Annotated in this window: 24 protein-coding genes and 2 pseudogenes; 14 read left to right on the top strand and 12 right to left on the bottom strand. The window is 58.2% G+C overall.

Translation table 11 applies throughout. The annotated features are described in order from the left end of the window. Window positions 1–20: 20 nt before the first annotated feature. Window positions 21–239 carry a twin-arginine translocation signal domain-containing protein gene (locus tag FJ414_RS23375; RefSeq protein WP_140646748.1) on the bottom strand — a complete coding sequence of 73 codons (219 nt, stop codon included), beginning with the start codon at window positions 237–239 and terminating at the stop codon, window positions 21–23. Between the two features lie 344 nt (window positions 240–583). On the opposite strand from FJ414_RS23375, the pseudogene FJ414_RS23370 reads away from it, so the two are divergent. Next, a pseudogene (locus FJ414_RS23370) lies at window positions 584–718 on the top strand (DUF892 family protein); the annotation flags it as partial. Window positions 719–1,458: 740 nt separating this feature from the next. Here the strand turns inward: FJ414_RS23370 and FJ414_RS23360 are convergent. The 8 genes from FJ414_RS23360 to FJ414_RS23325 form a co-directional block, all read right to left on the bottom strand. After that, window positions 1,459–2,100 carry a hypothetical protein gene (locus tag FJ414_RS23360; protein ID WP_140646746.1) on the bottom strand — a complete coding sequence of 214 codons (642 nt, stop codon included), beginning with the start codon at window positions 2,098–2,100 and terminating at the stop codon, window positions 1,459–1,461. A 207-nt stretch (window positions 2,101–2,307) separates the two neighbouring features. After that, window positions 2,308–3,171: a hypothetical protein gene (locus FJ414_RS23355; protein WP_140646745.1), complete on the bottom strand. Its 864-nt coding sequence runs from the start codon at window positions 3,169–3,171 to the stop codon at window positions 2,308–2,310. A gap of 40 nt (window positions 3,172–3,211) precedes the next feature. Then, a complete protein-coding gene (locus tag FJ414_RS23350) occupies window positions 3,212–5,287 on the bottom strand; it encodes a D-Ala-D-Ala carboxypeptidase family metallohydrolase (RefSeq protein ID WP_140646744.1) in 2,076 nt (691 codons plus the stop codon). A gap of 47 nt (window positions 5,288–5,334) precedes the next feature. Then, entirely contained in the window at window positions 5,335–6,225 is an 891-nt protein-coding gene (locus tag FJ414_RS23345; protein WP_140646743.1) for a hypothetical protein, read from the bottom strand. Window positions 6,226–6,634: 409 nt separating this feature from the next. Then, window positions 6,635–7,411, bottom strand: a complete 777-nt coding sequence (locus tag FJ414_RS23340; protein ID WP_246672483.1) for an alkaline phosphatase family protein — start codon at window positions 7,409–7,411, stop codon at window positions 6,635–6,637. Window positions 7,412–7,547: 136 nt separating this feature from the next. Beyond that, window positions 7,548–8,501, bottom strand: coding sequence for a transporter substrate-binding domain-containing protein (locus FJ414_RS23335; protein ID WP_140646741.1), 954 nt, complete (start codon window positions 8,499–8,501; stop codon window positions 7,548–7,550). Window positions 8,502–8,516: 15 nt separating this feature from the next. After that, window positions 8,517–10,277, bottom strand: coding sequence for a hypothetical protein (locus FJ414_RS23330; protein WP_140646740.1), 1,761 nt, complete (start codon window positions 10,275–10,277; stop codon window positions 8,517–8,519). A 337-nt stretch (window positions 10,278–10,614) separates the two neighbouring features. After that, the gene (locus FJ414_RS23325) at window positions 10,615–12,414 is read right to left on the bottom strand and encodes a WD40 repeat domain-containing protein (protein WP_140646739.1); all 1,800 of its coding nucleotides are present in this window, start codon (window positions 12,412–12,414) and stop codon (window positions 10,615–10,617) included. Between the two features lie 449 nt (window positions 12,415–12,863). On the opposite strand from FJ414_RS23325, the gene FJ414_RS32035 reads away from it, so the two are divergent. From FJ414_RS32035 to FJ414_RS23265, 12 genes and pseudogenes are all read left to right on the top strand, one after another. Next, window positions 12,864–12,986 (top strand): hypothetical protein, encoded by a 123-nt coding sequence (locus FJ414_RS32035; RefSeq protein ID WP_281405806.1) that lies wholly within the window; start codon window positions 12,864–12,866, stop codon window positions 12,984–12,986. Window positions 12,987–13,644: 658 nt separating this feature from the next. After that, on the top strand, window positions 13,645–13,869 hold the full coding sequence (locus FJ414_RS23315; RefSeq protein WP_140646737.1) for a helix-turn-helix domain-containing protein: 225 nt from the start codon (window positions 13,645–13,647) through the stop codon (window positions 13,867–13,869). A 496-nt stretch (window positions 13,870–14,365) separates the two neighbouring features. Next, window positions 14,366–15,643: a HEAT repeat domain-containing protein gene (locus FJ414_RS23310; protein WP_181181692.1), complete on the top strand. Its 1,278-nt coding sequence runs from the start codon at window positions 14,366–14,368 to the stop codon at window positions 15,641–15,643. Window positions 15,644–15,766: 123 nt separating this feature from the next. Continuing rightward, entirely contained in the window at window positions 15,767–16,828 is a 1,062-nt protein-coding gene (locus tag FJ414_RS23305; RefSeq protein WP_140646735.1) for a CHAT domain-containing protein, read from the top strand. 23 nt (window positions 16,829–16,851) lie between these two features. Further along, on the top strand, window positions 16,852–17,370 hold the full coding sequence (locus tag FJ414_RS23300) for a hypothetical protein (protein WP_140646734.1): 519 nt from the start codon (window positions 16,852–16,854) through the stop codon (window positions 17,368–17,370). A gap of 269 nt (window positions 17,371–17,639) precedes the next feature. Next, window positions 17,640–17,804: pseudogene (locus FJ414_RS23295) on the top strand (JAB domain-containing protein); the annotation flags it as partial. A 151-nt stretch (window positions 17,805–17,955) separates the two neighbouring features. Continuing rightward, window positions 17,956–18,843 (top strand): cytochrome c oxidase subunit II, encoded by an 888-nt coding sequence (locus FJ414_RS23290; protein ID WP_140646732.1) that lies wholly within the window; start codon window positions 17,956–17,958, stop codon window positions 18,841–18,843. A gap of 17 nt (window positions 18,844–18,860) precedes the next feature. Further along, window positions 18,861–20,630, top strand: coding sequence for a cytochrome c oxidase subunit I (ctaD, locus tag FJ414_RS23285; RefSeq protein WP_140646731.1), 1,770 nt, complete (start codon window positions 18,861–18,863; stop codon window positions 20,628–20,630). After that, window positions 20,627–21,331, top strand: a complete 705-nt coding sequence (locus tag FJ414_RS23280; RefSeq protein ID WP_140646730.1) for a cytochrome c oxidase subunit 3 — start codon at window positions 20,627–20,629, stop codon at window positions 21,329–21,331. The genes ctaD and FJ414_RS23280 overlap by 4 nt, the downstream gene beginning before the upstream one ends. A 10-nt stretch (window positions 21,332–21,341) precedes the next feature. Beyond that, window positions 21,342–22,064 (top strand): heme-copper oxidase subunit III family protein, encoded by a 723-nt coding sequence (locus tag FJ414_RS23275; protein WP_140646729.1) that lies wholly within the window; start codon window positions 21,342–21,344, stop codon window positions 22,062–22,064. Between the two features lie 26 nt (window positions 22,065–22,090). Next, the gene (locus tag FJ414_RS23270; protein ID WP_140646728.1) at window positions 22,091–22,495 is read left to right on the top strand and encodes a cytochrome C oxidase subunit IV family protein; all 405 of its coding nucleotides are present in this window, start codon (window positions 22,091–22,093) and stop codon (window positions 22,493–22,495) included. Window positions 22,496–22,621: 126 nt separating this feature from the next. After that, window positions 22,622–23,095, top strand: coding sequence for an aminoacyl-tRNA deacylase (locus tag FJ414_RS23265; protein WP_140646727.1), 474 nt, complete (start codon window positions 22,622–22,624; stop codon window positions 23,093–23,095). 40 nt (window positions 23,096–23,135) lie between these two features. Here FJ414_RS23265 and FJ414_RS23260 read toward each other — a convergent pair whose 3' ends face one another. The 3 genes from FJ414_RS23260 to FJ414_RS23245 form a co-directional block, all read right to left on the bottom strand. Next, window positions 23,136–23,954, bottom strand: a complete 819-nt coding sequence (locus FJ414_RS23260; RefSeq protein ID WP_140646726.1) for a DUF2189 domain-containing protein — start codon at window positions 23,952–23,954, stop codon at window positions 23,136–23,138. Between the two features lie 292 nt (window positions 23,955–24,246). Next, the gene (locus FJ414_RS23250; protein WP_140646725.1) at window positions 24,247–24,579 is read right to left on the bottom strand and encodes a GYD domain-containing protein; all 333 of its coding nucleotides are present in this window, start codon (window positions 24,577–24,579) and stop codon (window positions 24,247–24,249) included. A gap of 347 nt (window positions 24,580–24,926) precedes the next feature. Next, window positions 24,927–25,307, bottom strand: a complete 381-nt coding sequence (locus tag FJ414_RS23245) for a cytochrome c family protein (protein ID WP_140646724.1) — start codon at window positions 25,305–25,307, stop codon at window positions 24,927–24,929. Between the two features lie 266 nt (window positions 25,308–25,573). Between FJ414_RS23245 and FJ414_RS23240 the strand changes: the two genes are divergently transcribed. Then, window positions 25,574–26,188, top strand: a complete 615-nt coding sequence (locus tag FJ414_RS23240; RefSeq protein ID WP_181181691.1) for an isochorismatase family cysteine hydrolase — start codon at window positions 25,574–25,576, stop codon at window positions 26,186–26,188. The last annotated feature ends 2 nt before the right edge of the window (window positions 26,189–26,190 follow it).

Below are 26,190 nucleotides of genomic sequence, written 5' to 3'. Positions count from 1 at the left end.
TCCTGTTCGATGATGGAGATTCAGCGACCGCCCTCGTAGGCGACTTCGTAGAGGCCGGGGCCATACCACTCAGGGACGGTGTCGATGTAAGTCACGATCCATTCTCCGGTAAACGCGCGGTTGGGCAGAGATGGTTCGAACGCTTGAGATGGAGTGGCTGCGACAGCCGCCGGCACCACCGCGGCGGCAGCGAGGCCACCGAGGAACGAGCGGCGTGAGATCGGCATGCTGTTGGTCATGGTCGTGCTCCTGGTTGCGGCAAGACAAGAAATGTCCGCGGGCCGCCCTCAATGTCCGGTATGCGACGCAAAAGCTGCCGTTCAGAATATACAACGCGGGGGGGTCATGCTGACGCGCTATTAGGAAGGCACACGTGCCAGAAAGTCGATGACCTCCCAAATTGTCCCAAACCGAATCTAGTGTCCCACTTTGTCCATAAGCAGCCGCAATTCGGGCTGAGGCGCGATCCAGAAAGTTCGAAAAGCTTCCAGGAACCCCAGTCGATCCCGGATTGTAGAACCGTATTACGACCGCTTTGGACCGAATCTGACTGGTGGCGCGTCGCGAACGGCCGCTTTGCGCCTCTCCGCGGCAACGGGCAAACAACCTCGGGCATGACGAGGCGCACAAGCTGCTCAGCAATGTCCTTGAGCAAGAGAAGGGCACCAACAACAAGCTGACAAACCTCGCGGTCACGCCGATCAACAAGACAAATTGATGACCCGGCCTTGCGAGGCGTTGACAGTCATCCTTTGCTTCTGCGGGGCGGTTTCGTCGGATAACTTGGCCTGGTGATCTTCTTGACTTGTCTTGAAGCTACCGTCGCGCGCACCGTGTCGATCTGCGAAGGATGCGCCACACTGAAGTAGGCCTTGGCCGCGAGATCGCGAGCCGACATGCCGCGAAGCTCACCCAGACTCGGACGCGGTTCTCGCCACAGGGGATGAGAGCAACGACGGCAACGGCCATAAGCTCTTCATCGCCGGCCGCGGAAAAACGCGCTTTCGTCGAGGCGACCGTCCACCGCATCTTCCATGGCGCGAAATCCGCCGCCCGAAGAATGGTCATTTCCTCGCCGCTCGGCTTGGCGAAAAGTGGGTCGGATAGTCGGAGCCATCTTCGCACTTCCTTAGCCGCTGCCGCGAGGTGCGATCCTGATGATGCCGACCACCTCGCCCGCCTCGGAAAAAGATCACCTGCCAATCGCCAACCCGAAGGCATAAGGCATCGACGCGTTGCAAGGGCCCGACGTTGTTCTCGAGACTCGCCGGATCGGCCGCGTATTGCCCGGCACGTCCCACCCGAACAACCGCACGCTCGCGTGCTGGAACCAAGCGCTGATGGCTACTCGCTGTTCCAACTGAGAGGCCCGAAATGGCAGACGTCAACCGTGGGCCGGTTCCTGGTCGAATTCAGCCGGCCCGCGCAGCCTGATCGCGTCGCGACCGGATTGCTCACTCAGGGAGGAAAGGCGGCGTTAATCGCATCGCGGCGTCTCATTCGGTGAGCATTCTTGCCCGTGTATCCCGACAAAACCCGCTCCGCTAGCCAGCCGTATTTTTCAGCAAGCTTCCCGAAGCCGCCACCGCCGACAGAGTTTGCGACTCCCGTAGCGATCGCGAGGCTCCTACTGTCTCTCCAGCCGTGTTTCAGGGCGAGTTCAATCGTAGGCTTCATTTGAGCGAGCCATGCCTGGTTCTGTATATTGCGAGACTCGGGACTGTGAACGAACCGAACCATGCCCTCTCGCCACCACTTTTGCGAATAGCATCCCCAGCCCGTATCGTTGCCTCGGTGCTTTCCGGGTCTGCATTTGCTGGCGTAGTTGGCGATCATATCGTCCTGTGATCGACCGAAATATTTTTGCGTGTCCATCAGCTTATAAAGGCTGGCCAACCCGCCTACGGCAAAATTGGCGATGCCTACGGTGCCACCGTCTAACGCGAAAACCTGCGTGTAGTCTTTTGACTTGCCATTGCGAGCAAGCACTTTCGAGAGGATGTCCTGCGGTACATTCGATTGCGCGAAGGCGGCATAGCTGTCGAAAGTCGGGCCGGCCGCCACAGCCGGACACCAACCCTGGAAGGCAAGCACAGACACGACCAAGCCTGCGCGTATGGAGCACAGGCGCATTATGCGGTATCGGCTAGCCATCTGGTTATCCTCCTATCGCCTTCCTATACAACAGTGGACAGGCTTTGGCCCGATGGCGTCGACCCGTTAACGAACGCCCACCCAACTTGATGTTGGTTGCGGCCCAACAATTCGACGCTCGGGCAAAAGGCCTGCGCAACCGCGCCCAGCAAATCAACTCACCGAGATCGTCTGGCTCGCCGGGAATGTCTTGCCCGCCGCGTCAGACAGGCTGATCGACCACGTGCCCGCTGGTGCGTCAGTCCCGACCTTAACGTCGCAAGTCACTGCACCTGGTGTTGCGGTAACGCCAGAAGCCCTGATCACTGCGGTCCCATTGGTCAGGCTGACGTTTTGAATGCCTCCCAGGTTCTGACCAAAAATAAGCAACGATTTGGCAACGGGGGACCGCACAATGGTGGATGGTGAAACCGAACTCACATTGGGTTGCGCATCGACGGACAAAACCGTCGTCCCCTTCGATGTAGTCGACTCGGCCGTGCGGGATCCAAAATAGAAGCTCGAGATCGAGGCAACGAGCGTTCCAAGCATCACGAGGATCTGCTTGGCAAAATCCACGCTTTCTGCGCGCACAGACTGCCGCACATAGACGGTAAATCCCTTGTCATCCGATCCGGTGACGCCAACCACATCGATCGGCGACAGGCTTTTGATCAAATTGTCCTTGTCGACGGCCGTGAGTTCCGTGAACGATTGAATGGGCTGCGGACTGGCCAGTTTGCCGTATAGGTAAATTGAGAGTATCGCGAACAGAACCAGGAGGCACAACGCGATGACGGCCCTCACCGAGCCCTCGGGAAGCGCCAGTGCCTGCGTTTTGTCACCTATCCCCATATAGGAAAACGTGACCGCCACGAGCGCCAGAGACCCTAACAGCACCACAATTCCAGTGATCGCCAACGCGGGCAATGCGATCGAGTCGGTGACCTTCCATGCGCCCATCAAATAGATCAGGACAATGAGCGCGAAGAAGATAGCGAACATGCCGATGCCGACAATCTTCGAGAACTTACTCATCTATCCAGCCCTCGATCCTAGGTAACGCGCCTTCGTCATATCATCCTGTCCAATCGGCGTTACTGCCGCGCGTGTCGACGTGGACAAAGGTTCTGTAGACGCCTATCCCTCCTTTGAAGATTCCGCTTGCCCGATAAGCTTTCAGTCTGGCGCTCCAGGAGGCGGGATTGCCGCCATCCATCACAAAGTCGATCGCCTTGTACTGCATGTGCTGGCTGTGGGCTGCGCTGCCTTGGATGCAGGAATTGTAGGCCGGAGAGCGATAAATACTCAAAAGATGGACCGGCTGCGCCAGATCGTTGCGCAATTTGTCGACGACGGCCGCGGTCGGTGCGATGTTTTCCCAGAGCTCCTCAGGCGGGTAGGTGTTGAGACCCTGACACGAGCCGGACTGGTTCTGGCCTCCCTGAAAGAGAAGCTCGTCGGCGGTGATGCTTCTCAGGCCGAGCTGCTCGACAAAGCTTACGAATTTCGGGTAGAGGGCCCAGCCAGCGTGCGGGCTGGTGCCAACAACGACGGGTGCCGATGCGGTGCCTTCCACCGCCGAGACCTCGCTTGCCTCTTCATCCGGTGCAAGCGTCCCCTCATTCCAGCCCGAGGTACCGGATGCGACAACGTCGATGATCGAAGACGGCGCGGCGAGATCCGCAGCGCTGATCGGTCTGTCAGCGAGGCCCCAGGCGGCCAGGTCATAGGTGGAGCCGTGAACCGTCCCCGTCCCGGCCACGTATGTCCGTTTTCTCTTGAGGACGTCATCTCTCCATGCCTGAAGGCTGCCGTCGGAAATGATCTGCGCGAAGCGCTCCCTCAATTCGGATCCGCTCAGGTTGCTGGCGCCGGCGGCGCTCAACTGCTGGGTTTCATCCGAGCCGAGACTGTTTTGCACCGCCGCATCGTACCAGAACGCGGCATCGAGAGCGGTTCGTGGCTTGCCCGCGGGCTCGAAACGGTCGAGATGGCCAAGGGCCTTTTCCCAGTACACCGACCGGGCGCGTTCCATCTGAGCCCGCCGCGCGTGCGGGAAGCTGCCTATCCGAAGGAAGGCTTTCTTCCAGGGCTCCGCCACTTCCATGCGGTTGGGCCCGAATGAAACAGTGTTAGCCCACTGCTGCTTCTGAGCCTGCGGCAGGTCCAGAACCGTCATCAACTCGGGATAGAGGGCACCGAAGGCGATCGCAACGCTGCCCGGCTTGAGCGTCTCGATCCTGGTCAGAAGCGCTTTCAATTCACCGTTGAGGAGCGTGAACCCGATAAGCCCAAAGGTGAGCCCCTGATCGTCAAAGTTTCCCACCACCCTGTCGAACTTCGTGCCTTCGAAATCGGACGTCACTCCAAGACATAGGTCGAACAGCGACGGCACCGAACGGCCGGTCAACGTCACCCACTGCTGCTCAGTGACGATATTGGTCTGGCGAAGGCCATTTGCGGCCTGCCAGCGCTGCAACGCCCCCGCAGTGATACCGCCGAAATCACCGTCCGGGTCTATCGCTTGGCCGTTGCGAATAAGGGCAAGCTGGATGGCCATGACCACCGGTCCGTTCACCCGGCGAAGCCCGGACTGCGACAGACTGATGACCGGCCCGTTGGGGTTCGCTGGTTGAGGCAATCCAGTTCCGGGAGAGGAGGCGGCGGGAGGCACTGCTGCCGGGCCATTGCCGCCAGGGGTTGCCAGTGTCCCGTCGGCGGCAGGCCCCGTTCCGCCAGTTGCAGGCGTGGTCCCGCCAGGCGCGGGTTTCGTTCCTGAGGCGACAGGGGCCGTTCCGCTAGCTGCGGGTGCTGACACGGGCGGGTTGCTGTCCGGGGCCGGCTGAGCCGGCGCGGCCCCGGGAGCGGGGGCGCCGGCGACCCGTTGGCGCAGGGTCTTGAGGTCTTCGACAAGAAAACCAGAAATGTCGAAGCGAACGACGGCTATTGCCTTGTCGAGAATGCTGGTGAGTGCCCTTACATTGGCAGCATCATTCATCATCCCAGCTAGCTCTATCTGCCCTTGCAAGTCAGCCAGGTCCTGCAGCGAAATCTGGATGCCCTGCTGGACATCCTGCTTGCCGGCGGCAGCGCTGAAAGCGGTGCGAAGGCGTACCCGCGCCTCCTCAATTTGCGCTATTGTTTGATCCACCTTCACCTCCCGCCAACCTGAAGCTCTATTCTTCCTGACTGAGATCGCTATTTCGTCGCCAATGCAGCCAAGTCCTTGCGCGCAGCGAGCGATGCCGCATTCAGCTCCTGGGTCGCAGTCGTCAGGCCCTCAACCACGTCCGCCGGGCTGGCAGGCGCCTCAATCGACTTCTTGGCGGCATCCAGGCCCGCGATCGATGCGTCAATCAGGATGACCCAATTCGCCAACAGCCGCCGGTAGGCCAGGATATGATCGAGATCTTCTTTGCTCGGCTGACCGGTCACGCTTGCACGAATTCTGTTCAACTCGGGGGCATTCAGGACCAGAAACATATTGCCGGTACTCTGCCTGAGTCCGACCAGCAGGTTTCGTATCGCTGGATAATAGTCGATCAGGTACTCGCGAAATCTCTGCCTCGACCTCAAGCCGAGCCCCGTCCTCAACAACGGACGAATCTCAAGGAACGCGGTCTGGAGGCCCGCGGAAATGACGACACGCTGAGGCAGCGTCGTACTCGACAGGAAATCGGCGCTTTGAATTGAACTCGCCAGTGATGAATTCAATGTACCGATCTTGGCGGTCAAGGCATCAGCTGTCTGGCCGGACGAAAGACCATATAGCAAGTCATTGTAGGCGATGACCGCCTGGAATGCATTCCTGAATGTCCGCGTTCCAGGTGGGTCGGCCGTATCGGTATAGTAGCTTGAAAGGTCCGGATCGAACTTCAGCGTGAGCAGTTTGGTTTCGGATTTGAGAAAGAGCGCACGCTCCTGAACCGCGAGTTGATCTAGAATCGCGGTCGAGGTTTCTGACAGCTTGATTGTGGCAGTTCTATACGCTTCGAACTCAACGATACCTTGGCTACTTACACAGCCGCACAACAATATTGCGCATAACAGCCAATACGCGGCTGCGCCAAGCCGCCCATAAAGAGGCATGGCAATCGCTCCCCCAGGACGATACTAACTTCGCGTCTTCGCGCGAGCTTTTCACTCTATGCTTGAATAAGCGACTTTGTCTATTAGAAAAACAGGACTTTCTTATTTAGCCAATTGAAGAAGAACGCCTGTCTTCCGCGCGCGCCCCTACCGCCGCTTGGTGCTGGTAGATAACCCACATGAATCACCGGCGAGCGAGCAAAGAACCCCGGGCGCGTCGACAATCGTCGGTTTGAGAATCGCCTGGTCGCATCGGTTGGGTCCGGCTTGTGGCCCCTTAGTGCGTCTGGATCTTCTGGCCTGGTTGTTAGGCTGCTGCCAGGTTTGTCCAGGACTATGTCAGACGAGTATGAGTTCGACGGACATTTTGGGTGATCATGTCGGGGCAGGAATCCACGGAACGGAAATTCTATCGACCTTGCCAGACGCTGCTGACCGCCTTCCTGACGACTGTGGTTCCCAGCGGTGCTGTACCCTCGATGTCCTCGATGGTTCGCAGCAAGGTGTAGTGGTCGATCCTCTCGACATAACGGCCGGGCTTGATTCGGGCTCCGTAGAACACGGTGAATATGCGGTTCTCAAGCCGGTAATCATCCTCATCAAAGGTGACAATCAACAAGCTGTTATGCCTGAGTGCCCAATTGGCATAGGGGCGGAGATGGGCCTTCAGCCAAGCATCGGCCCGCATGACGGTGCCATCATGCATGTCGTTGGAAAGGTTGGGAATAACGAGGCTGACCGCAGGCAGCCGTGCATAATCACGCGGAAATCTGGTCAGCGATTTTCCGACCCTCTTGGCGTCGACGAAGGATTCCCACGGATTGTGCTTGCGCGGCGATCCCGCCTCGGCGAAGCCTGAGAATGCCTTGCCGGCAGCATGAAGGCGGCTGGCCAAGTTGGGCGCGGCGATCTCATGAAAGCCATCGTCGCGTATTCCGTGCGTCGAGCCACTGAACAGCGCCAAGTAGTTGGGCTGGCTGGGATGCGCGACCCCATGCGAATTCTCGAACAAGGCGCCGTTCCTCGCTAGTATCTGCAGGTAGGGAGCCGCACCCGCTTGCGTGATTTGCTCGAAGGAATGGTTCTCCATGACAACGATTACGACATGGTCGTATTTCGGTGGCGCGCGGGCCAAGGCAACGGCTCCACGATCCAAGAGAATGCCGGCAGCCAGAACAATCAACACGCAGAACCGCTGCAGTTGGTTGTGACCTCGCTGACACATGCTAATCCCCTTGACGTGGAAGCTGCGGAGCGAGTTTGAGGCTACCGCAGTCCATATTGCAGATCGTACAGCAGGCTTCTTCTCTCAAACCTCCCAACTAAGGATGGTTCGGAACTGCTCCGCCTGTGACGCTCCTGAAAAACTGCTCCAGATCAGGAGATAATCGGTAATTGTTCATCTTGCTAAGAACGCTTTGCAATAGTATCGACCTCGTACCCCAGGCTAGTTTCTGCAAGCTATAGCTGATCTCAGAGAACAACCAGTAGTCACGGGGGGCGTCGATGCTCGGCTTCCGGAAAACCAACCCATACTCGTCATATGAATATGTCCGATCTGAGAGCATGATATCATCACACTGCCGCGCGAACAGCAGTATCTCCCGATCGGCGATATAATACTTAACGTCGCCGTTACAGAATGCTCGCAATCCCGTCTCGTGGTCGCTATAGGTTTTGATAATTTCCACGTCAGGGCCGCCACCAATGCCGTCAGCACACTTGGCCTTTCCCTCAGGAGAATTATCTTTTGCCTGCCTAACCACTTGCTCAAACTGACCGAACTCACCTGCCTGAAGCATAAGGTCTATTCCGTCGCTCTGAGCTGTGGTGTTACCAACCATCCCAACGACGGCGGGCCTCTTAGCTCCTGGCTCACAACCACGATTTTCCGAATCCTGTCGCCTTGAGGCGATGGAGATGCCGGTGACGTAGATCGGGAAAGAGAAGGCGTATTTATCCAATCGTTCCTCAGTGATGGTGTCGGCGCCGCACAAAAAATCGACTTGGTTGTCGTCGAGCGCCAACAAGCGATCGGCAGCAGTCACCTTCACGACGCTGACGCCCATACCTGGGTTTCTTACCCTCATGTCGTCAAGAATATTCTTGCATACAGAGATGGAGTAACCGTCATAGCCATCCAGGCTCGCAGTGCAGGAAGAATCCTTACAATACGAAAAGGGCTTTGCGTCCGGCCGCACACCGATCTTGATTTCCTCGGCGCGGCTCTGGCTATTTAAGCTAACGCAGATGATGCAAAAAACCCACAGCCTCATTCCCAGGCCCCCTAGTCAAGGCACCGCTGCGACCTTGGCCTCTGTCTTTTTCTTCGACTTTCCGCCAGCCGACACATTGTCGTACTTTTCGAATTTCTCAACGAAATAGCAAAAGAACAGGCTCAGTGAAGTCGATGCAAGGAAATGCTGCATGATGTCGTGCCTTGCATACCGCCCGCTCACGACTGATCCCAGATCCACCAAGATGGCATCGACGAACCCAACGATCGCTGCGTAGACGATCGCGCAAACGATTCCGATCGCCATCGTATACCGCATCCTCAGATTGTTATGCCAATCCGCCACGACAAAAAACAAGCCGCAAAAGGCGACGCCCGCAAGCGCTTGCATCGAGGGCATAAGACCGTAGGTGAACCAAAACGCCGAAAGTGCGCTTGCCGCCACCCAGCCGGTTACAAAGGAGATTTTGGCAATGTAGACTACATAGTAATACAGCTGGCAAGCAAACACAGCAAAAATCAATGGTGCGATGCTCGCTGTCGCGTACCGAGAAAATGGCAGAACCTGCCATGGGTCCCACCTGTCGGTCTCCATAAGTGTAACCCTTACCGACAGCGAATTGCCTATAGTGATCGCAAAAATCAGAACCACTTGGAGAGTGGTAATGGCTGCATCGACGGTCGACGCGGGAAACACGCTCAGGAAGTAGCCAACTGCTCCGCTTGCTTTGAGGAGCTGCGGGTCAGCCGGCTGGTCAATGGTCCGCAGGATCGCAAGCCCGGTCGCAGATAGCAACATTGCGACAGGCGTTCCCAAAACGATAGAGCCTACAAAGCTATCCCATAACGTATCCCTGGCGTCCTGCCTCAAATGCGCGATCACGCGTCGCGCGGCGAATTGATGGTCAGGAATTTGTACGTCATATTGCGATATAAATAGCAGCGCAAACACGGAGAACAAGTTAGCCTTTAATACCGATGATTCCGCGACGATGACATCGACTGTGTCGACGCGATCTTCGGCGTCCTGGGCATTGTTCGTTTCGTGTTCGCCAGCGTCAATTGCCTTTAGAAGGACCGACGTCTTATCAACTATACTTCTTTTGGCACCATCCATGCTGGCAACAAAATCATTGACGGTCTCAATGTTCAGTTGGTTCCACAGGGCATCGCCCGAGTCGCCGGTGACCGAAGGTAACAGGACTCCGATAGCGTAGATATTATTTAGAAGTTCTTCCAGCTTTTCCCTTAGCTCGTCGTCCTGACAGACTTCGATCTGTTTGGCTATGGCCTTCGCGGTTCTCTTCAGCGATTCACTGACTGTTTTTGGGAAATGCTCGTCATATGGAAAGTTGCTCAATTTGGTAAGAACACCATAAATTTCTCTCGGTATGCCAGCCAGACGGTGGGCGAGACCCCGAATGCGAGATTCAATCTCGGCAAACATTTCTATAGATAATACGACAGAGAATGCTGCAGATACCGCTAACGGCACAGCATATGAGTCGGCTCTGGTGGGCTTGGCAGGAAACCCTGTACCAATAAATGGCTCAAGGTCTTTTCCAACATCGACAATCTTGCCGTAGAATACGACGCAAAAGGAAAAAATACCTAGAATTATTGCGAGATAGAACAAAAAACCGAGGGCATACTGCCGCTTCCCTCCGAGCGAGGCCAACTCTACACCTCTTAATAGAGGATACCGTGAGTATTTATATGCGTAGGCGGGTTTTGCATAGCTTTTCCAAGCCTGTATCGCCAGATTAATGACAGCAAGTAGCACGATTCCCCAATAAAAGAGGTCAAAGCGGAACATACTATTTGTTGCAGTTTTCGATGTTTGGATTGCAAGGACCCGCATGCGATCCCTGAACTGCTTCGAGGGAGGTCAGAACAATTATCGAAGCAAGGCAAATCCAAGAGAGAAATACTTTCCCGCGTTTAATCATACGCTTCACTCCTCGGAGGTCAAGTTCGAATTTCCTAATATAGTACAGGCTAACAAGAAAGTGAAGCACGATAGCATTTTTGCTTTTGCGACCCCGTGGATTGGCGTGCGCCAGTTGGTGGGCTCTGGACAATTTGTAACGGACTTGCATGTCGCCGGGCTTGTTCGTGACAGGGATGAGGCCAGACCCGCGGGCATCCGGGCGTCAGGCCCCGCCTTCGCTTACTTGTTGGTTCTCGCCGGCAAAATAATCTGGTTGAACCTGGGCCGCTGTGACGCCACGGCCGCCGCGGACGGCGATCCGGCAAGATTGCATGACAGCAACAGCTTGACCCCAGATGCCGTAGCCAACTGAGAACGACGCAATCTCAACCATATTCGAGGCGTCCAAGAGGCAGATCTTCCTTTCTCGCTCCGCCAGCACGATCACCTCCTTCTGTACAATTCGCCCTAGAGCCATTCCGACAAGCCACCGGCCCTCAGCACCGTTTCGCATCGCCCCTGCGGGCTCACTGCGATACTCCCGCAAAGTGGTGCAGATAAACGGGTCTAGGATGCGACAGGTGAAGTTCAAATGAGCGGAAACCAAAACTTGAATGCCGGCGATATCTGTTGCCTCGAGTTGAACGATGTAGTCGTCCGTCGCAATCATGCCGGCCGCCCGTAGATCGTCCCAGCGCCATAGCTTAACGGCCATGTCTTCCCATCCGCTGGACGCCAAGAGTGTGGTCTCACCGGGAAAGATGGCGAGCCCTGAAATTGTAGAAGCCAGTATGCTGGGATCGGCTTGGTTGGGGGAGGGCCTAGAATGCGCCATCTCCACCTTCCCTCGGAGGGAGAGGGCTGGCAACAGATCGTAAGTTTCAACGGTGCCTGAATCAGTTCCAATCGCCATAACAAGCCCACTTTGCCCGATGGCCAGGCAGAAGCAGGAAATTGAATCAGAGCGCTCGGCATCGAGCAGGGTTGCCACGAGTTCGCCCTGCCAAATCCTTACGCCACCATCGAATTTGCACCCCAGCACCAAGCCGCCTTCGTGTCCAAGTGAAACGATCGATCGGATGGCACCCGGGGCTTGCCAAGATTCGCATTCGATCTTCTGACCGGAGGCTGAATCGCGAAGACAAATCGATCCGTCGGAGTGGCCGCACGCGAGGTAAGCGCCTTGGCGCCCCACAGAGGCGACGGCGGTCACCTGCGCTGTTCCATCGCTCGCACCGACGAGCAGGTCGTCTGCCTCCATCACGTATAGATGTTGGTCGAGACCTCCCGCCACAATTTTCGGATGGCTAGGGTGCTCCACTTTCGTTATCGAGATGATGTCTCCTGTCTCCAGCGGCACGCTAGAGACGCGCTCCAACGTAGGCAGGGCGTATGTCGATACTTGCCGCTGATGCACACAATGGACCAGAGGTTCACCGGACGAGAGTCCCACGGCTACGGCAGGAATCGTATTCTTGTCGGAATCACCTGCAACCAACGCGATGACATCCAGCGTCGAGCTTCGCATATAACAAAGGTGTTGTCCCACCGTGGCAGCCAAAAGGGTGGCGTGCCCATTAACCTCGCTGCTCAGTAATTGCCAGATCGCGCGGGAGGCGACTTTCTTCTCAAGCAGCATCGCACCCGATTCCAGCCCCCATATCCGAACGATCCCATCTTCATGACCGGTGGCGAATTTAGGCCCTTCAGAGTCGTTGAATGGGATGACTGAAATTGCATCCTCAACGCCCGGTGGTGCGATAGTTTGCATGGAAAATATGTTGAGCGGGGTCCCTTTATGCAGGTCGAGGACGTAGATCCCATCGCGCGAGCACGAAATCACGACCGGCGCGTCCCGCAACGACGTCACAGCCAAACCGCGCACCGACCAATGATACCCATTCGTCGACCAGAGTCGGTCCATCCGGTCGAGGTTCCAACACTCCATACCCCCTTCCTCGTCACCGACGAGCAGCACGCTCTCCTGAATTCCCGAATAGGCCGTCAGGACCGAAAATCCCAAACGATCTTCGATCGGGCACAGTGCGCAGCCTCTGACCGGTTGCCGGATCGACCAATGTCACATGGCCATGAGCATCGCCCACAGCGATGTAACGGCGGCCACCCAGCCACCCGGTCGTTGTCGCGCTGATGGTTGCCCGATCACCAGGGATCACGAGATAACGATGAGCGGGCTTGCATTCAGCCCAGATCGGCGACCACGGAGCCGGCGGTTTCGGCGACGTTGTCTCTAATGCCCGCCCGTTGCCCTGCTGTAGCCAAGACATTTCAAGGTAGGATCGTCGTTCGCCGGGTTTCCTGCCTGCGATCGGGTGTGCAACATGGACGTAGGCGCGACAGATCTCCCGCGAGACCTGGCTCGTGGCGTAGGAACGCCTGACGGCTGGCGTCGCCGACGAGCTCGGCGAGTTCCGGGTTCCGCAACGCGAGCGAGCGCAGCGGCGAATCGAGATGGATATCGGCCGTATGAACAAAGCGAAATGCCATTTCGAGGAACTATCCAGCCCTGAACAAGAAGCTCAGGCAAAGGCCGACATCAAGGCAAAGGCGCCCCACCGTCATGACGAGCGGTGATTCGGTAGCAAAGTCTGGCACCGTTCGGCAACAGCCCGATGAGTGGGCTCGAGGAGTCAGATTTTTGCCCCTTGAGCCGGCTGCTGGAACGGCCAACTGTCCCGCCCCACTGTGATGACCGAGCGGATCGGCCCTGCATCCGGACAGCGTGGCGTATAACCGTGATACCTGGGATCGCTTGCCGGCCGGGTGAGCGCTCTCGTCCGACCACGATCATCAGAGCGTTCAATAGTGATGTCTGCTTTTGGAAAGCAGCAGAGGCGATCTTGACGGCTACAATTGAGGCGCATAGCTGCCAATATGACACGTAGAGTTATATGCCCCTCGTGCTGACGTGAACGAACCTGCGAGGCCCGCGAGCGTCAGAAAGTCGAAGCCTCCTCAAATCTATCCTAAATGCGAATCTAGCAGCCTTGGACGGAGTTGCTCGTTCGGTTGGGTCGGCCCAACCGAGCTGCACAGCCGATCCGATTTCTATCCGGCAATATCCGTTGTTACTGGTCCCCTCCTCAGTGCCTTCCATTTCTCGTCCACAGACCTGAACTCATAGCTGTGCAACAGCAGATCAGCGGTTTGGGAGCGTCCCCTTGTCTCCTCGCAGGCGGCGGGTTGCGATGTCACCAGCAACGCAACTGCAACCGGACATTTGGAGGTATTTATGGATGACAGGAAATATCTGACGGCTGAGGAAGTGTCGGAACGCTATCGTGGCAGCATCTCCGTTGGGACGCTGCGAAACTGGCGAACCATGCGGATTGGACCGGCCTACATCAAGATTGGAAAAGCGGTGCTATATCCAATCGAGGAACTTGAGATGTGGGATCAAAAAAATACGGTCGCGTGCCATGCGTCAAGACGACTCACAATGGACGCTGGGGAGTGAGCGCGATGATCCCGGCCGAGCACACAGAACCGCTCCCATGCTGCATGGCAGAAAGCCAAATTTGCCAGAAAGGTTCATTTGTGGATCAGGCAAGATCCCGAACGATCCCGAAATTGAAAACTTTCAGGAGGTTCGCTGCGCCCGTCACATAGTCGGGAAGGCAAGGAATGCCCTTCCCCGCGAATTGGCGACGATTCGCACCTCTTCGATGGCTGCCATCGCTATTTCGGTTGCCCCGCGCCTGCAATGAATTGGTCCACGGCGTGCCCGGCCCCGCGGCAGGACCAGCGGTCCGCGAGCTTGCCATCGGTAAAAACGCTGTCGCCGGCCGCGTGGCAGCACGATTTCGCGCCTAAGTGGGTTTATCCCTGCCCCCTCCTCGATACGGCGAGAGAAACAAAAACAGTAGTCTCAGATGCCGGGATTTCTCGACCAAATCTGTTAGGATGACAGTCTAAGTTGGAGCATGTAGTGGGTGCGCCTAGTCTGCATTATCTTGACTCTTCTCGCGATTGCTCTGACAGGCACAGGGTCGCTTGGCGCTGAGATCAGTCAATCCAATGATGTCCCTTACCTCATCAAGCAATTGAGCAATGAGATCGAAAACGTCCGGATACAAGCGGGCAGACGTCTTATCGTACTGGGCGCGGCAGCGGCTCCAAGTCTCGTCGACACCTTCCGGCATGACACTGAACAGGAGAAGAGAGACGCGGTCGTCATCTTGGGGTCGATCGGCGAGCCGGCGTTGCCGGCCCTCATTGCCGCACTTGGTGACGCCGATCCTGGGGTCCGAAGCGGGGCAGCGGAGGCTTTTGGATACACCGAGACAAAACTTATCGGCGCAGTTCCCGCCCTCACAAAGGCCACGCGAGACCCAAGCGTCGCAGTTCGGGGATTCGCCATCCAGGCTCTCGGCAAAATTGGCCCTCAGGCGGCCTCGTCGGTGCCCGGCCTAACGGACGCGCTGGAACATGATGGGTCCCCAGAAGTCAGAAAGGCTGCTGCCGAGGCAATCGGGCTCGTTGGCGAGGCAGCCTTGAGCGCAGTTCCGGCGCTGCGAGCGGCGCTTGACGATGCTAGCGACGACGTGAAGGCTGTTGCCGCAGGTGCACTCGTGGACATCAGTCCCACAGACCAAAACGTCATCGCCGATGTCGGGAAATTGCTGGCAAACAATGATCGAAATATCCGCGCCCAAGCGGCCTTTGCAATCAGTCGGACAGGCGAAGTCGCGCTTCCCTTTCTTATCGAGGCACTAGCTGATGGGCGGGCGACAGTTCGCGCTGGAAGTGCCTACGCTCTTTCCCTTATGGGAACAGTGTCCTCACCTGCCACTGCCGCTCTGACGCTACTGCTCACCGACACGGACGAGCTAGTGCGCAGTAGCGCGGCAGATGCACTAGCAGCGATTGGAACTAGTGCGGCGGGGTCAGTGGATAAGTTGATCCCGATGCTGGCCGACCAGGTCCCAATCGTGCGTGCCAGCGCTGCACAAGCGCTTGGTAGCATTGGGCCCAAGGCCTCTCCGGCGCTGGCGCGCCTAAGCGATCTCCTCAATGATCCCGTTTCAGCTGTTCGTCAGGCAGCGACAGCGGCGTTGGCCCGGATCTCACCAACTTCTGGCCCGGTGCTTTTGCGAGCACTTGAGACAACGAATGATTTGATAGACATTTCGGGCATTGCATTCTCCCTGTCCTCTATAGCCACCTCTCTCCAGGATCAGTCCGGCCAAATGTCTGATCGCGATCTGGCCGAAGCGATTGCTCTGCTGTAGCGCTTCCAGCAGGGAATCTTAGCCAAAGGCCCGTCCTCGACCGACGCGTTGGCTAACGTAACGCGGGTGCTCACGTCACTGGCCACCGAACGATCCCGGCGAAATGCAAACGCCCAGACCATCTTGGCCTACAGCGCTGCCGTTTTGATCGCCGTAGCATTGGCCATTTTCCTAGCGCTTATGGCCAGCTTCCAACTTCGGCGTCGCGCCCTTGCTTTGATGGGACGACGCTGGACCTTGGTGACAGGCCAATGCGACGGTGTGGTTGAAGTGCTCCGAGGCACCGCCTTGGTACGACCTCTCTTTGCTTCTCAATCAATTGCGACCGGCATCGAGCTGTCAGTCTGGCCGCCGCAGAGCGAAGACATTGCGGCCACCAGAAACCTTTTCGAGAAAGGCTGGAACATCAAAGTCATTGTCGAGCGATCCAGGTTCGCACAAAACTGGGCGTACGCCATCGGAAATCAATGGGCTGACGGAACGGACGCCATCATTGCGGGTCAACTGTGCTTCGCATCGCCCGGCGCCGCCGTGCGGGTTCTTCCGGGGCAAAAGAACATTGCCTTTGCAGGTGTGTCGTGTGCGAACCCGCCGGGTATGGCGCGCTTGTCTGCTCCCGAACATGAGATTGAAGTAGTGGCACGGTGCCATCGCCAGTGGCGCGCGGAAGTACGCCCGAGCGTCGTGGACGCAACCATCCAAGATTTGCATGAAAGCCTGATTATCGCTGACATAGTTCACGTCGCGGCCCATGCGTCCGCTGCGGGAGTGCATCTTCGAGACGGGTTTCTGAGTGGGGAAGGCTTAGACCTTGGCTTGCTTTCTCGTATCCGCTGCCGATTGCTTGTCCTAAGTGCATGTGACGCAGGTCGGTTGCAGCGGGATGATTCGTTTGCCTACCGCCTAGTGGAATGCGGCGTAAACATTATCGCCGCAGTTAATCCGGTACGTGATCAAATCTGCCGTACTTTCTTCGAGGAGTTCTATCGTGCACTGCTGCCATCGCGCCACGTTGAAGGGGTACAGATTGGCACCGCCATCCGAGTGGCGGCCACACAGTGCGCCTCAAGGTCGATGAAATTGGAAGAGCTTGGCATGCCGCTACCGGCTACCCAGCATTGGAAAGACAGTGTCAACTCGTTTGTTCTTTATGGCGATCCGAGCGCACATCTTGTATTACGATAATTGCTCCAGCTTGTGGGGAAGCAATGCCAGACCACACCCATACCGGCCATTTGTCCACGGTAACAGCGCGTCGCATCAATTGGCGGCTGATCGACGATGCTCTAGGAACAGCACTAGATCAATCGGGGCCAGACCGTGGCGGTCGTGAAACGACTGGGCGCCCCAATTCAGCGAGCGATGAAACACTGCAGCGGGCTTTTGCGATAGTTAGTTCGGAGTTCCTGCGAGTACTTGACCCCTTGCGAACGCAAGTAAAGTTTGTCTCTTGGTTAATACTTGCATCCATTGCAGTGACCATCGCCGGCGGCGTACTCGCATTTCTGCAGCCCGTAGGCGGAGGGATTCTTACTCTTGCCGGTATCGGAACCCTATTTGGGTTGCTCGTCAAGGCATGGCAGTTGGCTAGGGACCAAGCAATGCTAGAACTCGTTCCGGCTCGCTATGAACTCGCGCTGCGATATGCGCGATCAAACAAGCAGGAATCGGAATTGATCAAGCAGTTCATGACCGAGACTTCAAGCATACGTGGCTCACGAAAATAGGCGGGGCAGCAGGTCGAGCACCCAAATTGATGAATAACGTTGGCTACGCAACATGGTCCTCGTCAGGCTGCCCCTTGATGCCTTGGAACCAATGATGAACGTTCGGAATCCGTGGTTGATCGGGACGTCGGGGTACTCAGAAAATGCGACCATGCCCAAGCGTGGAAGATCACAGGTGATCACTCGATACACGCCCCAGTTAACGGCCCCTGCTCTCTACGATCGCCACACAAGCACCTGATATGTATGACGAATATTGTACAAGTCGTTTGGTCCACAACCATCCTTCGGGAGATCCCACACCTTCCCGCGCGGACATCGAGATGACCAAGCAGATCATCGATACGGCCAAGCCGCTCGGCATCGCCGTGCACGATCACATCATCATCGGCCGCAAGGGCAACGCCTCGATGAAGGGCCTGCTTTTGATCTAAAGCCCCCCGCCGATCGCCCGAGGATCCGGGCGCAAAAGCAACGTTTTGCCGATCAAGATAGTCGGCTCTGGAATTTCAACCGGAAATCGAGCATGATGCGCTTTGGTAATTCGGACGCTTCGTGCGCCCGGCAATACCGGAGGAACGGGACATGGCCGTTGTGCTTGTACTCGTTTTAATCGTTGTGGGCTCAGTGTTGTTCCACTTCCTGAGCCCATGGTGGTGGACTCCGATTGCCTCGAACTGGGACTATATCGACCACACCATCATCATCAGCTTCTGGATCACCGGCATCGTCTTTGCCGCTGTCGTCCTCTTTATGGCTTATTGCGTCTTCCGCTTCCGGCATCGGGAAGGCAATCGCGCGGCATACGAACCGGAGAACAAGCGGCTCGAATGGTGGCTCATGGTCGTCACCGCGGCAGGCGTCACTGCCTTGCTGGTTCCCGGCCTGTTCGTCTGGAGCCGCTTCGTCACCGTTCCAAGCGACGCGACCGAGATCGAGGTCGTCGCCCAGCAGTGGCAGTGGAGCTTCCGCTTGCCCGGCAAGGACGGCAAGCTCGGTACTTCGGACACCCGCGACGTCAGCGCCGACAATCCGTTAGGCATCGCACCCAAAGATCCCAACGGCCAGGACGATATCGTGGTCGAGGCCACCGACCTGCATCTGCCGGTCGGCAAGCCGGTCAAGGTGCTGCTGCGTTCGATCGATGTCCTGCATGATTTCTATATCCCGGAATTTCGCGCAAAGATGGACATGATCCCGGGGTCGGTCACCTATTTCTGGTTCACTCCGACAAGGACCGGCACTTTCCAGGTCCTGTGCGCCGAACTGTGCGGCCAGGGACATCCGCTGATGCATGGCGTGGTCATGGTCGACGCCGAGCAGGATTATCTGTCCTGGCTCGGCCAGCAGCAGACTTTTGCGCAATTGTCGACGCCCAGGCAAACAGGCTGGGCGAGCCAACCGTCAGGAAACACGATGGCGTCCGGTTTGGACGTCGCGGCAAACTCGAAACTCTCGAGGTCCGCAGAATAGGGCACGGAGGTGCTCCGATGGTTGACGTCACACCCGCAGATGCCGTTCCGCCCGCCGAGGTTGGGGAAGTGGAACTCTACCATCCGCACAACTGGTGGACCAAGTACGTCTTCTCGCAGGACGCGAAGGTCATCGCGGTCCAGTACTCGGCAACGGCAACGGCGATCGGCCTTGTGGCGCTGGTTCTCTCCTGGCTGATGCGCCTGCAGCTCGGCTTTCCCGGCACGTTCGACTTCATCACCCCGGAGGCCTACTACCAGCTCATCACCATGCACGGCATGATCATGGTGATCTACCTGCTCACTGCGCTCTTCCTCGGCGGCTTCGGCAACTACCTCATCCCGCTGATGGTCGGCGCCCGCGACATGGTCTTCCCCTATGTCAACATGCTGAGCTACTGGATCTATCTGCTGGCAGTACTCGTTCTGGTGTCGAGCTTCTTCGCGCCGGGTGGGCCGACAGGCGCCGGGTGGACCCTCTACCCGCCGCAGGCCATCATGTCCGGAACGCCGGGTGGGCAGGACTGGGGCATCATACTGATGCTCTCTTCGCTCATCCTGTTCATCGTCGGCTTCACCATGGGCGGCCTGAACTATGTTGTGACGGTGCTGCAGGGCCGCACGCGTGGCATGACGTTGATGCGCCTGCCGCTCACCGTCTGGGGCATCTTCACCGCCACCGTCATGGCGTTGCTCGCCTTCCCGGCGCTGTTTGTCGCGTGCGTGATGATGCTGCTTGACCGCGTGCTCGGCACTTCCTTCTTCATGCCGGCGATTGTCGAGATGGGCGAGCAACTTCAGCACAATGGCGGCAGCCCGATCCTTTTCCAGCACTTGTTCTGGTTCTTCGGCCACCCGGAAGTCTACATCGTCGCTCTGCCGGCCTTCGGCATCGTCTCCGACCTGATCAGCACCCATGCGCGCAAGAACATCTTCGGCTACCGCATGATGGTCTGGGCGATCATCGCCATCGGCGCCCTGAGCTTCGTTGTCTGGGCGCACCACATGTATGTGAGCGGCATGGACCCCTATTTTGGCTTCTTCTTTGCGACCACGACGTTGATCATTGCCGTGCCGACGGCGATCAAGGTCTATAACTGGGTGCTGACGCTGTGGCGCGGCGATATCCATCTCACCCCGCCGATGCTTTTCGCGCTCGCCTTCATCGTCACCTTCGTCAATGGCGGCTTGACCGGACTGTTTCTCGGTAATGTCGTTGTCGACGTGCCGCTGTCGGATACGATGTTCGTCGTCGCCCATTTCCACATGGTCATGGGCGTCGCGCCGATCCTGGTGATCTTCGGCGCAATCTATCACTGGTATCCGAAGGTCACTGGACGGATGCTGGACGACACACTCGGCAAGTTCCACTTCTGGGTAACCTTCCTCGGCGCCTACCTGATCTTCTTCCCCATGCACTATCTCGGCCTGATGGGCGTTCCGCGGCGCTACGCCGAGCTGACCGACATGACCATAATGACGGAATCGGCCCGTCATCTGAACTCGTTCATCAGCATCATGGCCTTCATCGTCGGCTTCGCTCAGATGGTTTTCCTGTTCAACCTGATCTGGAGCATCCGCCATGGCCGCGAGGCCGGCGGCAATCCGTGGCGGGCGACCACACTCGAATGGCAGACGCCGCAGACACCGCCGGCGCACGGCAATTTCGGCAAGGAACTGCCGATCGTCTATCGGTGGGCCTATGACTACAGCGTGCCAGGCGCCAAGGAGGACTTCATCCCGCAAAACGTGCCGGGCACCTTCGCCCCCTCAAGGGAGCAGGCATGAGCGTCATCCTGGTCTTCTTGGCTGTGATCGCCGGCTTTGCCGGCTGGTGGCTTTCGCACCAGCGGCTGACATCCAAGCCATGGCTGGAGCAAGGTCTGGCCGGGGATTTCGCCGGCACCGGCCGGTCGTCCCTGCCCACCGCCAAGATCGGTCTCGGCGTCTTCCTCGCCGTCGTCGGCTGCCTGTTCTCGCTGTTCACCAGCGCCTATTTCATGCGCATGGGCCTGCCGGACTGGCAGCCGCTGCCGCTGCCCCGCCTGCTCTGGCTCAACACCGGCGTGCTGGTATTGAGCAGCGTCGCGCTGCAATGCGCGGTGGTTGCCGCGCGCAAGGGCCAGATCGACAACGTCCGGTTAGGCCTTGCCACGGCAGGGCTCACCGCGCTTGCCTTCCTTGTCGGGCAGTCGATGGCATGGCGGCAGCTGACCGGAGACGGCTATCTGCTGGCATCCAACCCGGCCAACAGCTTCTTCTATCTGATCACCGGCATGCATGGCCTGCACATACTGGGCGGTCTGTTCGGCCTTGGCAGGACGAGCATCGGTGCCTGGAGCGGAGCGCGGCCGGAGCGACTTCGTCTCAGCGTCGAGCTCTGCGCCATGTATTGGCATTTCCTGCTTTTCGTCTGGCTCGGCATCTTCGCCCTTCTGGCAGGTTGGGCGGCGACGTTCATCGAAATTTGCCGACAATTGCTGACCTAGGAGACCGGCGATGGCCGAGACGACCATGACACATACCAGCCAGATGGAGCCTCGGCCCGCCGGTTGGCGCGGCATTACCGCCGACTGGGCCTCGGATCAGCGCGCGTTCAAGAACGTGTCCTGGGGCAAGGCCATGATGTGGATCTTCTTGCTCAGCGACACCTTCATCTTCGGCTGCTTCCTGCTCTCCTATATGACCGCCCGCATGTCGACACGCGTGCCCTGGCCGAATCCGAGCGAGGTCTTTGCCTTGCGCATAGGCGGCCAAGAGATCCCGCTGATCCTTATCGCCATCATGACCTTCGTGCTGATCTCGAGCAGCGGCACCATGGCCATGGCGGTCAATTTCGGCTACCGCCGCGACCGCCGGAAGACCGCAATCCTGATGCTGTTGACCGCTGCGCTTGGCGCAACGTTCGTCGGCATGCAGGCCTTCGAATGGACCAAGCTGATCACCGAAGGGGTACGGCCCTGGGGCAATCCCTGGGGAGCCGCGCAGTTCGGCTCATGCTTCTTCATGATCACCGGTTTCCACGGCACGCACGTGACGATCGGCGTGATCTTCCTCATCATCGTGGCGCGAAAAGTCTGGCGTGGCGACTTCGACACCGGTCGTCCCGGCTTCTTCACCAGCCGCAAGGGCCGCTACGAGAATGTCGAGATCATGGGCCTCTACTGGCACTTCGTCGACCTGGTTTGGGTGTTCATTTTCGCCTTCTTTTATCTTTGGTGAGAGGCAGTTCCTGTTGAGAGGAAGCTATGGCTGAAGCAACCGCAAACGGTCTCGGACAACACACGCTGCACACCGCCCATGCGCAGGATGCGGCTGCGACAGCGGTCGCTCACGCCGAGGTTCATCAGGAGCACCCGATCAAGCTCTACCTGGTCGTCTGGGCGTGGCTGTTCATCCTCAGCACCTGCTCCTACCTGGTCGACTATTTCGGCATCCACGGCTATCTCAGATGGTCGCTGATCCTGATCTTCATGATGCTCAAGGCGGGACTGATCGTCGCCGTCTTCATGCACATGGCCTGGGAGCGGCTGGCGATGATGTATGCGATAATCCTGCCGCCGATACTGGTTCTGGTCTTCGTGACGATGATGGTCTTTGAGGCCGATTACACGCTGCTGACACGTATCGCGTTTTTCGGGCCCGGCCCCTGATACGCATTTCGAACTGGTCCGCAGCGCAGCCAACCGGAACTGCCGTGGCGGGTGCCTCGAAACAGCAGGACGCCGGTCCATTTGGTTTGGCGCATGCGCCGTGAACTCAAGCAAAGGACGCGGACGATGACGATGGCAAACAGACTGAAGAATTTTATCGACGGCAAGGAAATTCCGTACGACACCGTCGCGCACCATCGAACTGCCACCAGCAGGCAGGCCGCTATCGCCGCGCATGTGCCCGGCGGCATCATGGCGAAGTCCGTGGTCGTTCACCACGAGCTCGGCTATGCGCTGGCCGTGGTCCCAAGCACCCACAGGATCGAACTCGGCAAGCTGCAGGACGTCATGGACAGGCGCCTCGGGCTCGCTTCCGAGGATGAGGTGGTATCGCTCTTCGATGATTGCGACATCGGCGCCGTACCGCCGATCGGCGCGGCCTATGACGTGCCGGTCATCCTGGACGAAAGCCTGCGCGACGCCGCCGATATCTATTTCGAGGGCGGCGACCACAAGACGCTCGTGCATGTCAGCGGCAAGGATTTCCGTAACCTGACGGCGGGCGCGCGTCAGGCGCGGTTCAGCCACCCGGCCTACTGAGCGCACCGGCACTGTCGCCGGTGCTCATGATAGGCTTGGCTCAGTTCGCCGGTCTTGGGGCGGCCTGCGGTTCCACCACCTTGCGGTACACGTGCCAGGTGGCGTGGCCAAGGATTGGCAGCACGACCGCCAGCCCCGCGAACACAGGCAGCGAGCCGATGATCAGCCCAATGGCGACGATAAGTCCCCAGACGGCCATCACGATCGGATTGGCCAGGACCACGCGCACCGAAGTGTGGATGGCTTCGTAGGCGCCGACGTCGCGATCGAGCAGCAGCGGGAAAGCGACCACGGTGGTGCACAAAACCACCACAGCGAATACAAACCCGATCGCATGACCCAGTACGATCAGCGTCCAGCCGCTCCCGGTGGCGAATATCTCGGCTATGAAACTGGACAGTGACGCCGGCGGCTCGGGCCCGAACAGATACTCGTAGAAAAGCTTTGCGGTCAAAAGCCATGTGATGAAGATTGCAAACAGCATGATGCCGACGGCGGCGATGGCCGGCAGCGCCGGAGAATTCCTGACCTCGAAAGCATGTTTCCAGGAAGCATCCAGCCCGGCTTCCCGCCGGCGGCTGATCTCATAAAGGCCGATCGCCGCGAGTGGCCCGATCAGCGCAAAGCCTGACACCAGTGGAAATAGCAGCGGCAGCGTGTTTGCTCCCGATGTCCAGGTGGCAAGCACCACGCCAACGAGCGGATAGATCATGCACAAAAACACGATGTGCGAGGGTTTGACCATGAAGTCGTCGACACCGCGCCTGAGCGCATCGAAAAGATCGGAAACGCCGATCTTTCTCACTTTGGTATGCTCCAGCGTTTCGCTGGCGCCTGCAATCACGTGAAAGCTTGCCATGACCGTTCCTCCAGATCAGGTCCGGCAAGGTCGCGGATTTCACGGTGCTAACGCTCTGCGTGACTGGCCACGCAAAACCGCGACCTGCACCTGCGCCAACATACTCCTTTAGGCCCGATTTGTCGCCCTCTGTCGACGCCGGGTAGTGTTTCAGTTTGAATTTCGGCGGCTGCTTTTTTGTAGGGGCCGCGCCTGACAGTGTCGGCTTCCTCGCCGGTCGCAATGCGCATGACGCGGACGGCATTGCCGATCACATCGGCGGGCGCTTCTGGCCTTTAGGTCCGGTGGGCATCTAGGCTTGTTCTCCAGGCGGTCGATATTTAATCGACGATGCCTTTTGCAGTGCTGCAAGCGTGTCCTCCACGGTCAGGAGGACGGTCGTCTGTATGGAACTCAGCGCTCCGCCCGAGCCGATCGCGAGCGCCGTGGCCGCCATCGACACGTTGTCCGGAGCCTCCCACAAGTTATAGCCGTCGTGCTCACCAAAGGCGTACCAGAATCCGTGCAGCTTTCCGCCAACCGATTCAATGTACTGCTTCGCCGCCTCTCGGCGGTCCTCTGGGTTCTTGATAAGCTTAGCCCAAGTGGCCGGCGTGTAGCTGAACCGGGTTAGGTATAATGGCATGGTCTTATCCTCCCTACTTTCCGGTAAGCATATAGGAGTTCGCCGGCTGGCGCGACAGCGGCGTCAAGGCCGCCGGATTTCAAACTGAAACACTATCCGACGCCGGCCAATGGCCAGCCGCGGCAGCGTGCTGGCTCCACAGGTTCTTTTTCGGTATTCTCAAGATGCGAAGGTGAACGTCATGGATACGCGGACGCTTCTCATACTCGGCCTTGGCATAGCCATCCTGCTGCTGTTGGGGTTCTTTGCGCTGCCGGCGTAGCGAGACGGCGCGCGACATCTCAACAGCGCAATTGCCGACCATCTTCCTTCAGCGGGCGACCACCTAATGGGGCCCGCGACGGCCGCTACTTGGAATACTGTTTCAGGTAGGCGATAACGTTGGCTATGTCTTGGTCATCCTCCAGACCGGGGAACGCCATCTTCGTCCCTTTGACCATCGCCTTGGGATCGTGGAGATATTTGGTGAGCGTGGGTTCGTCCCATTTGATGCCGGATTTTCCGGCCGCGATCATGGCCGCGGAATAGGTGAAATTGGGGTGTGTGCCCGCGACGCGCCCGATGACACCGTGCAGGGACGGGCCAATCTTGTTCTGGTCCTGGTCCGCAACGTGGCAGACCTTGCACTTGGTAAAGACCTTCTCACCCGCGGCGGCGTCCTGCGCCTGCGATGGGCTCACGAAGAAGGTCGTCGCGGACAACACGATGAAAAGCGCAATTGCACGCATCGCATTTCCTCCCTGATGGTCATTTACGTCGGACGGATCCGCTCCACACCGGCCTCGCGCTGTTGTGCCCTGGACGGTACAGCGGATTGTTCGCGTCTCTTCAGTGGAATTGCGGCACCTGCATACCACAGAATGGGCCCAATGGATAGAAAAGCCGGCCTTGGCGAAGGTTTTGGCTATGAGCGACAGGCGGATGGCCCACGGCCATTTCGACCAGATTTATGATAAAGGGCATCTGGCCGCCATCAAACGACAGGAAGACAGCAATGCCTCAGCACGGCAACGAACCATGGCCGTTCGACAAAGAACGCGCCGCCCTGCTGGTCATCGACATGCAGAGCGACTTCGTCGATGAAGGCGCGGTGATGGAAGTCGCGATGGCGCGGCATCGCATTCCCGTTATGCGGCAGGTGGTCGAACTGTGCCGCGCGACTGGTGTCCCGGTGGTCTACACGCAGCATGTGCTGAGCGATCATTTCAACATCTCCCCGCTCGAGACCGCCTACCAGCCAAGGCTGAAGGCCAAAGGCATGCGGGAAGGCAGCGCCGGCACCAGGATCGTGGCGGAACTCGCTCCCTTGCCGGGCGAGGTGATCATCAAGAAGCACCGCTACGATGCGTTCCACAACACCCAATTGGAAACGGTGCTGCGCAACATCCGCGGCGCCGGCCAGGTCGACACCGTCATCATCATCGGCACGGTGACCAGCATCTGCTGCGAATCGACGGCCCGCAGCGCCTTCATGCGCGACTACAAGGTGGCTTTCGTCAGCGATGCCAATGGCGGGCTGGACGAGGCCTCGCACAATGCGACGCTCGCCATCATCGGCAAGGTGTTCGGGCGCGTGATGACGGCCGCAGAACTGGAAAGCCTGTTTTAAGC

The organism is Mesorhizobium sp. B3-1-6 (assembly GCF_006439555.1).
Taxonomy (GTDB): Bacteria; Pseudomonadota; Alphaproteobacteria; order Rhizobiales; family Rhizobiaceae; genus Mesorhizobium.
This window is presented reverse-complemented; position numbering and strand designations above follow the sequence as displayed.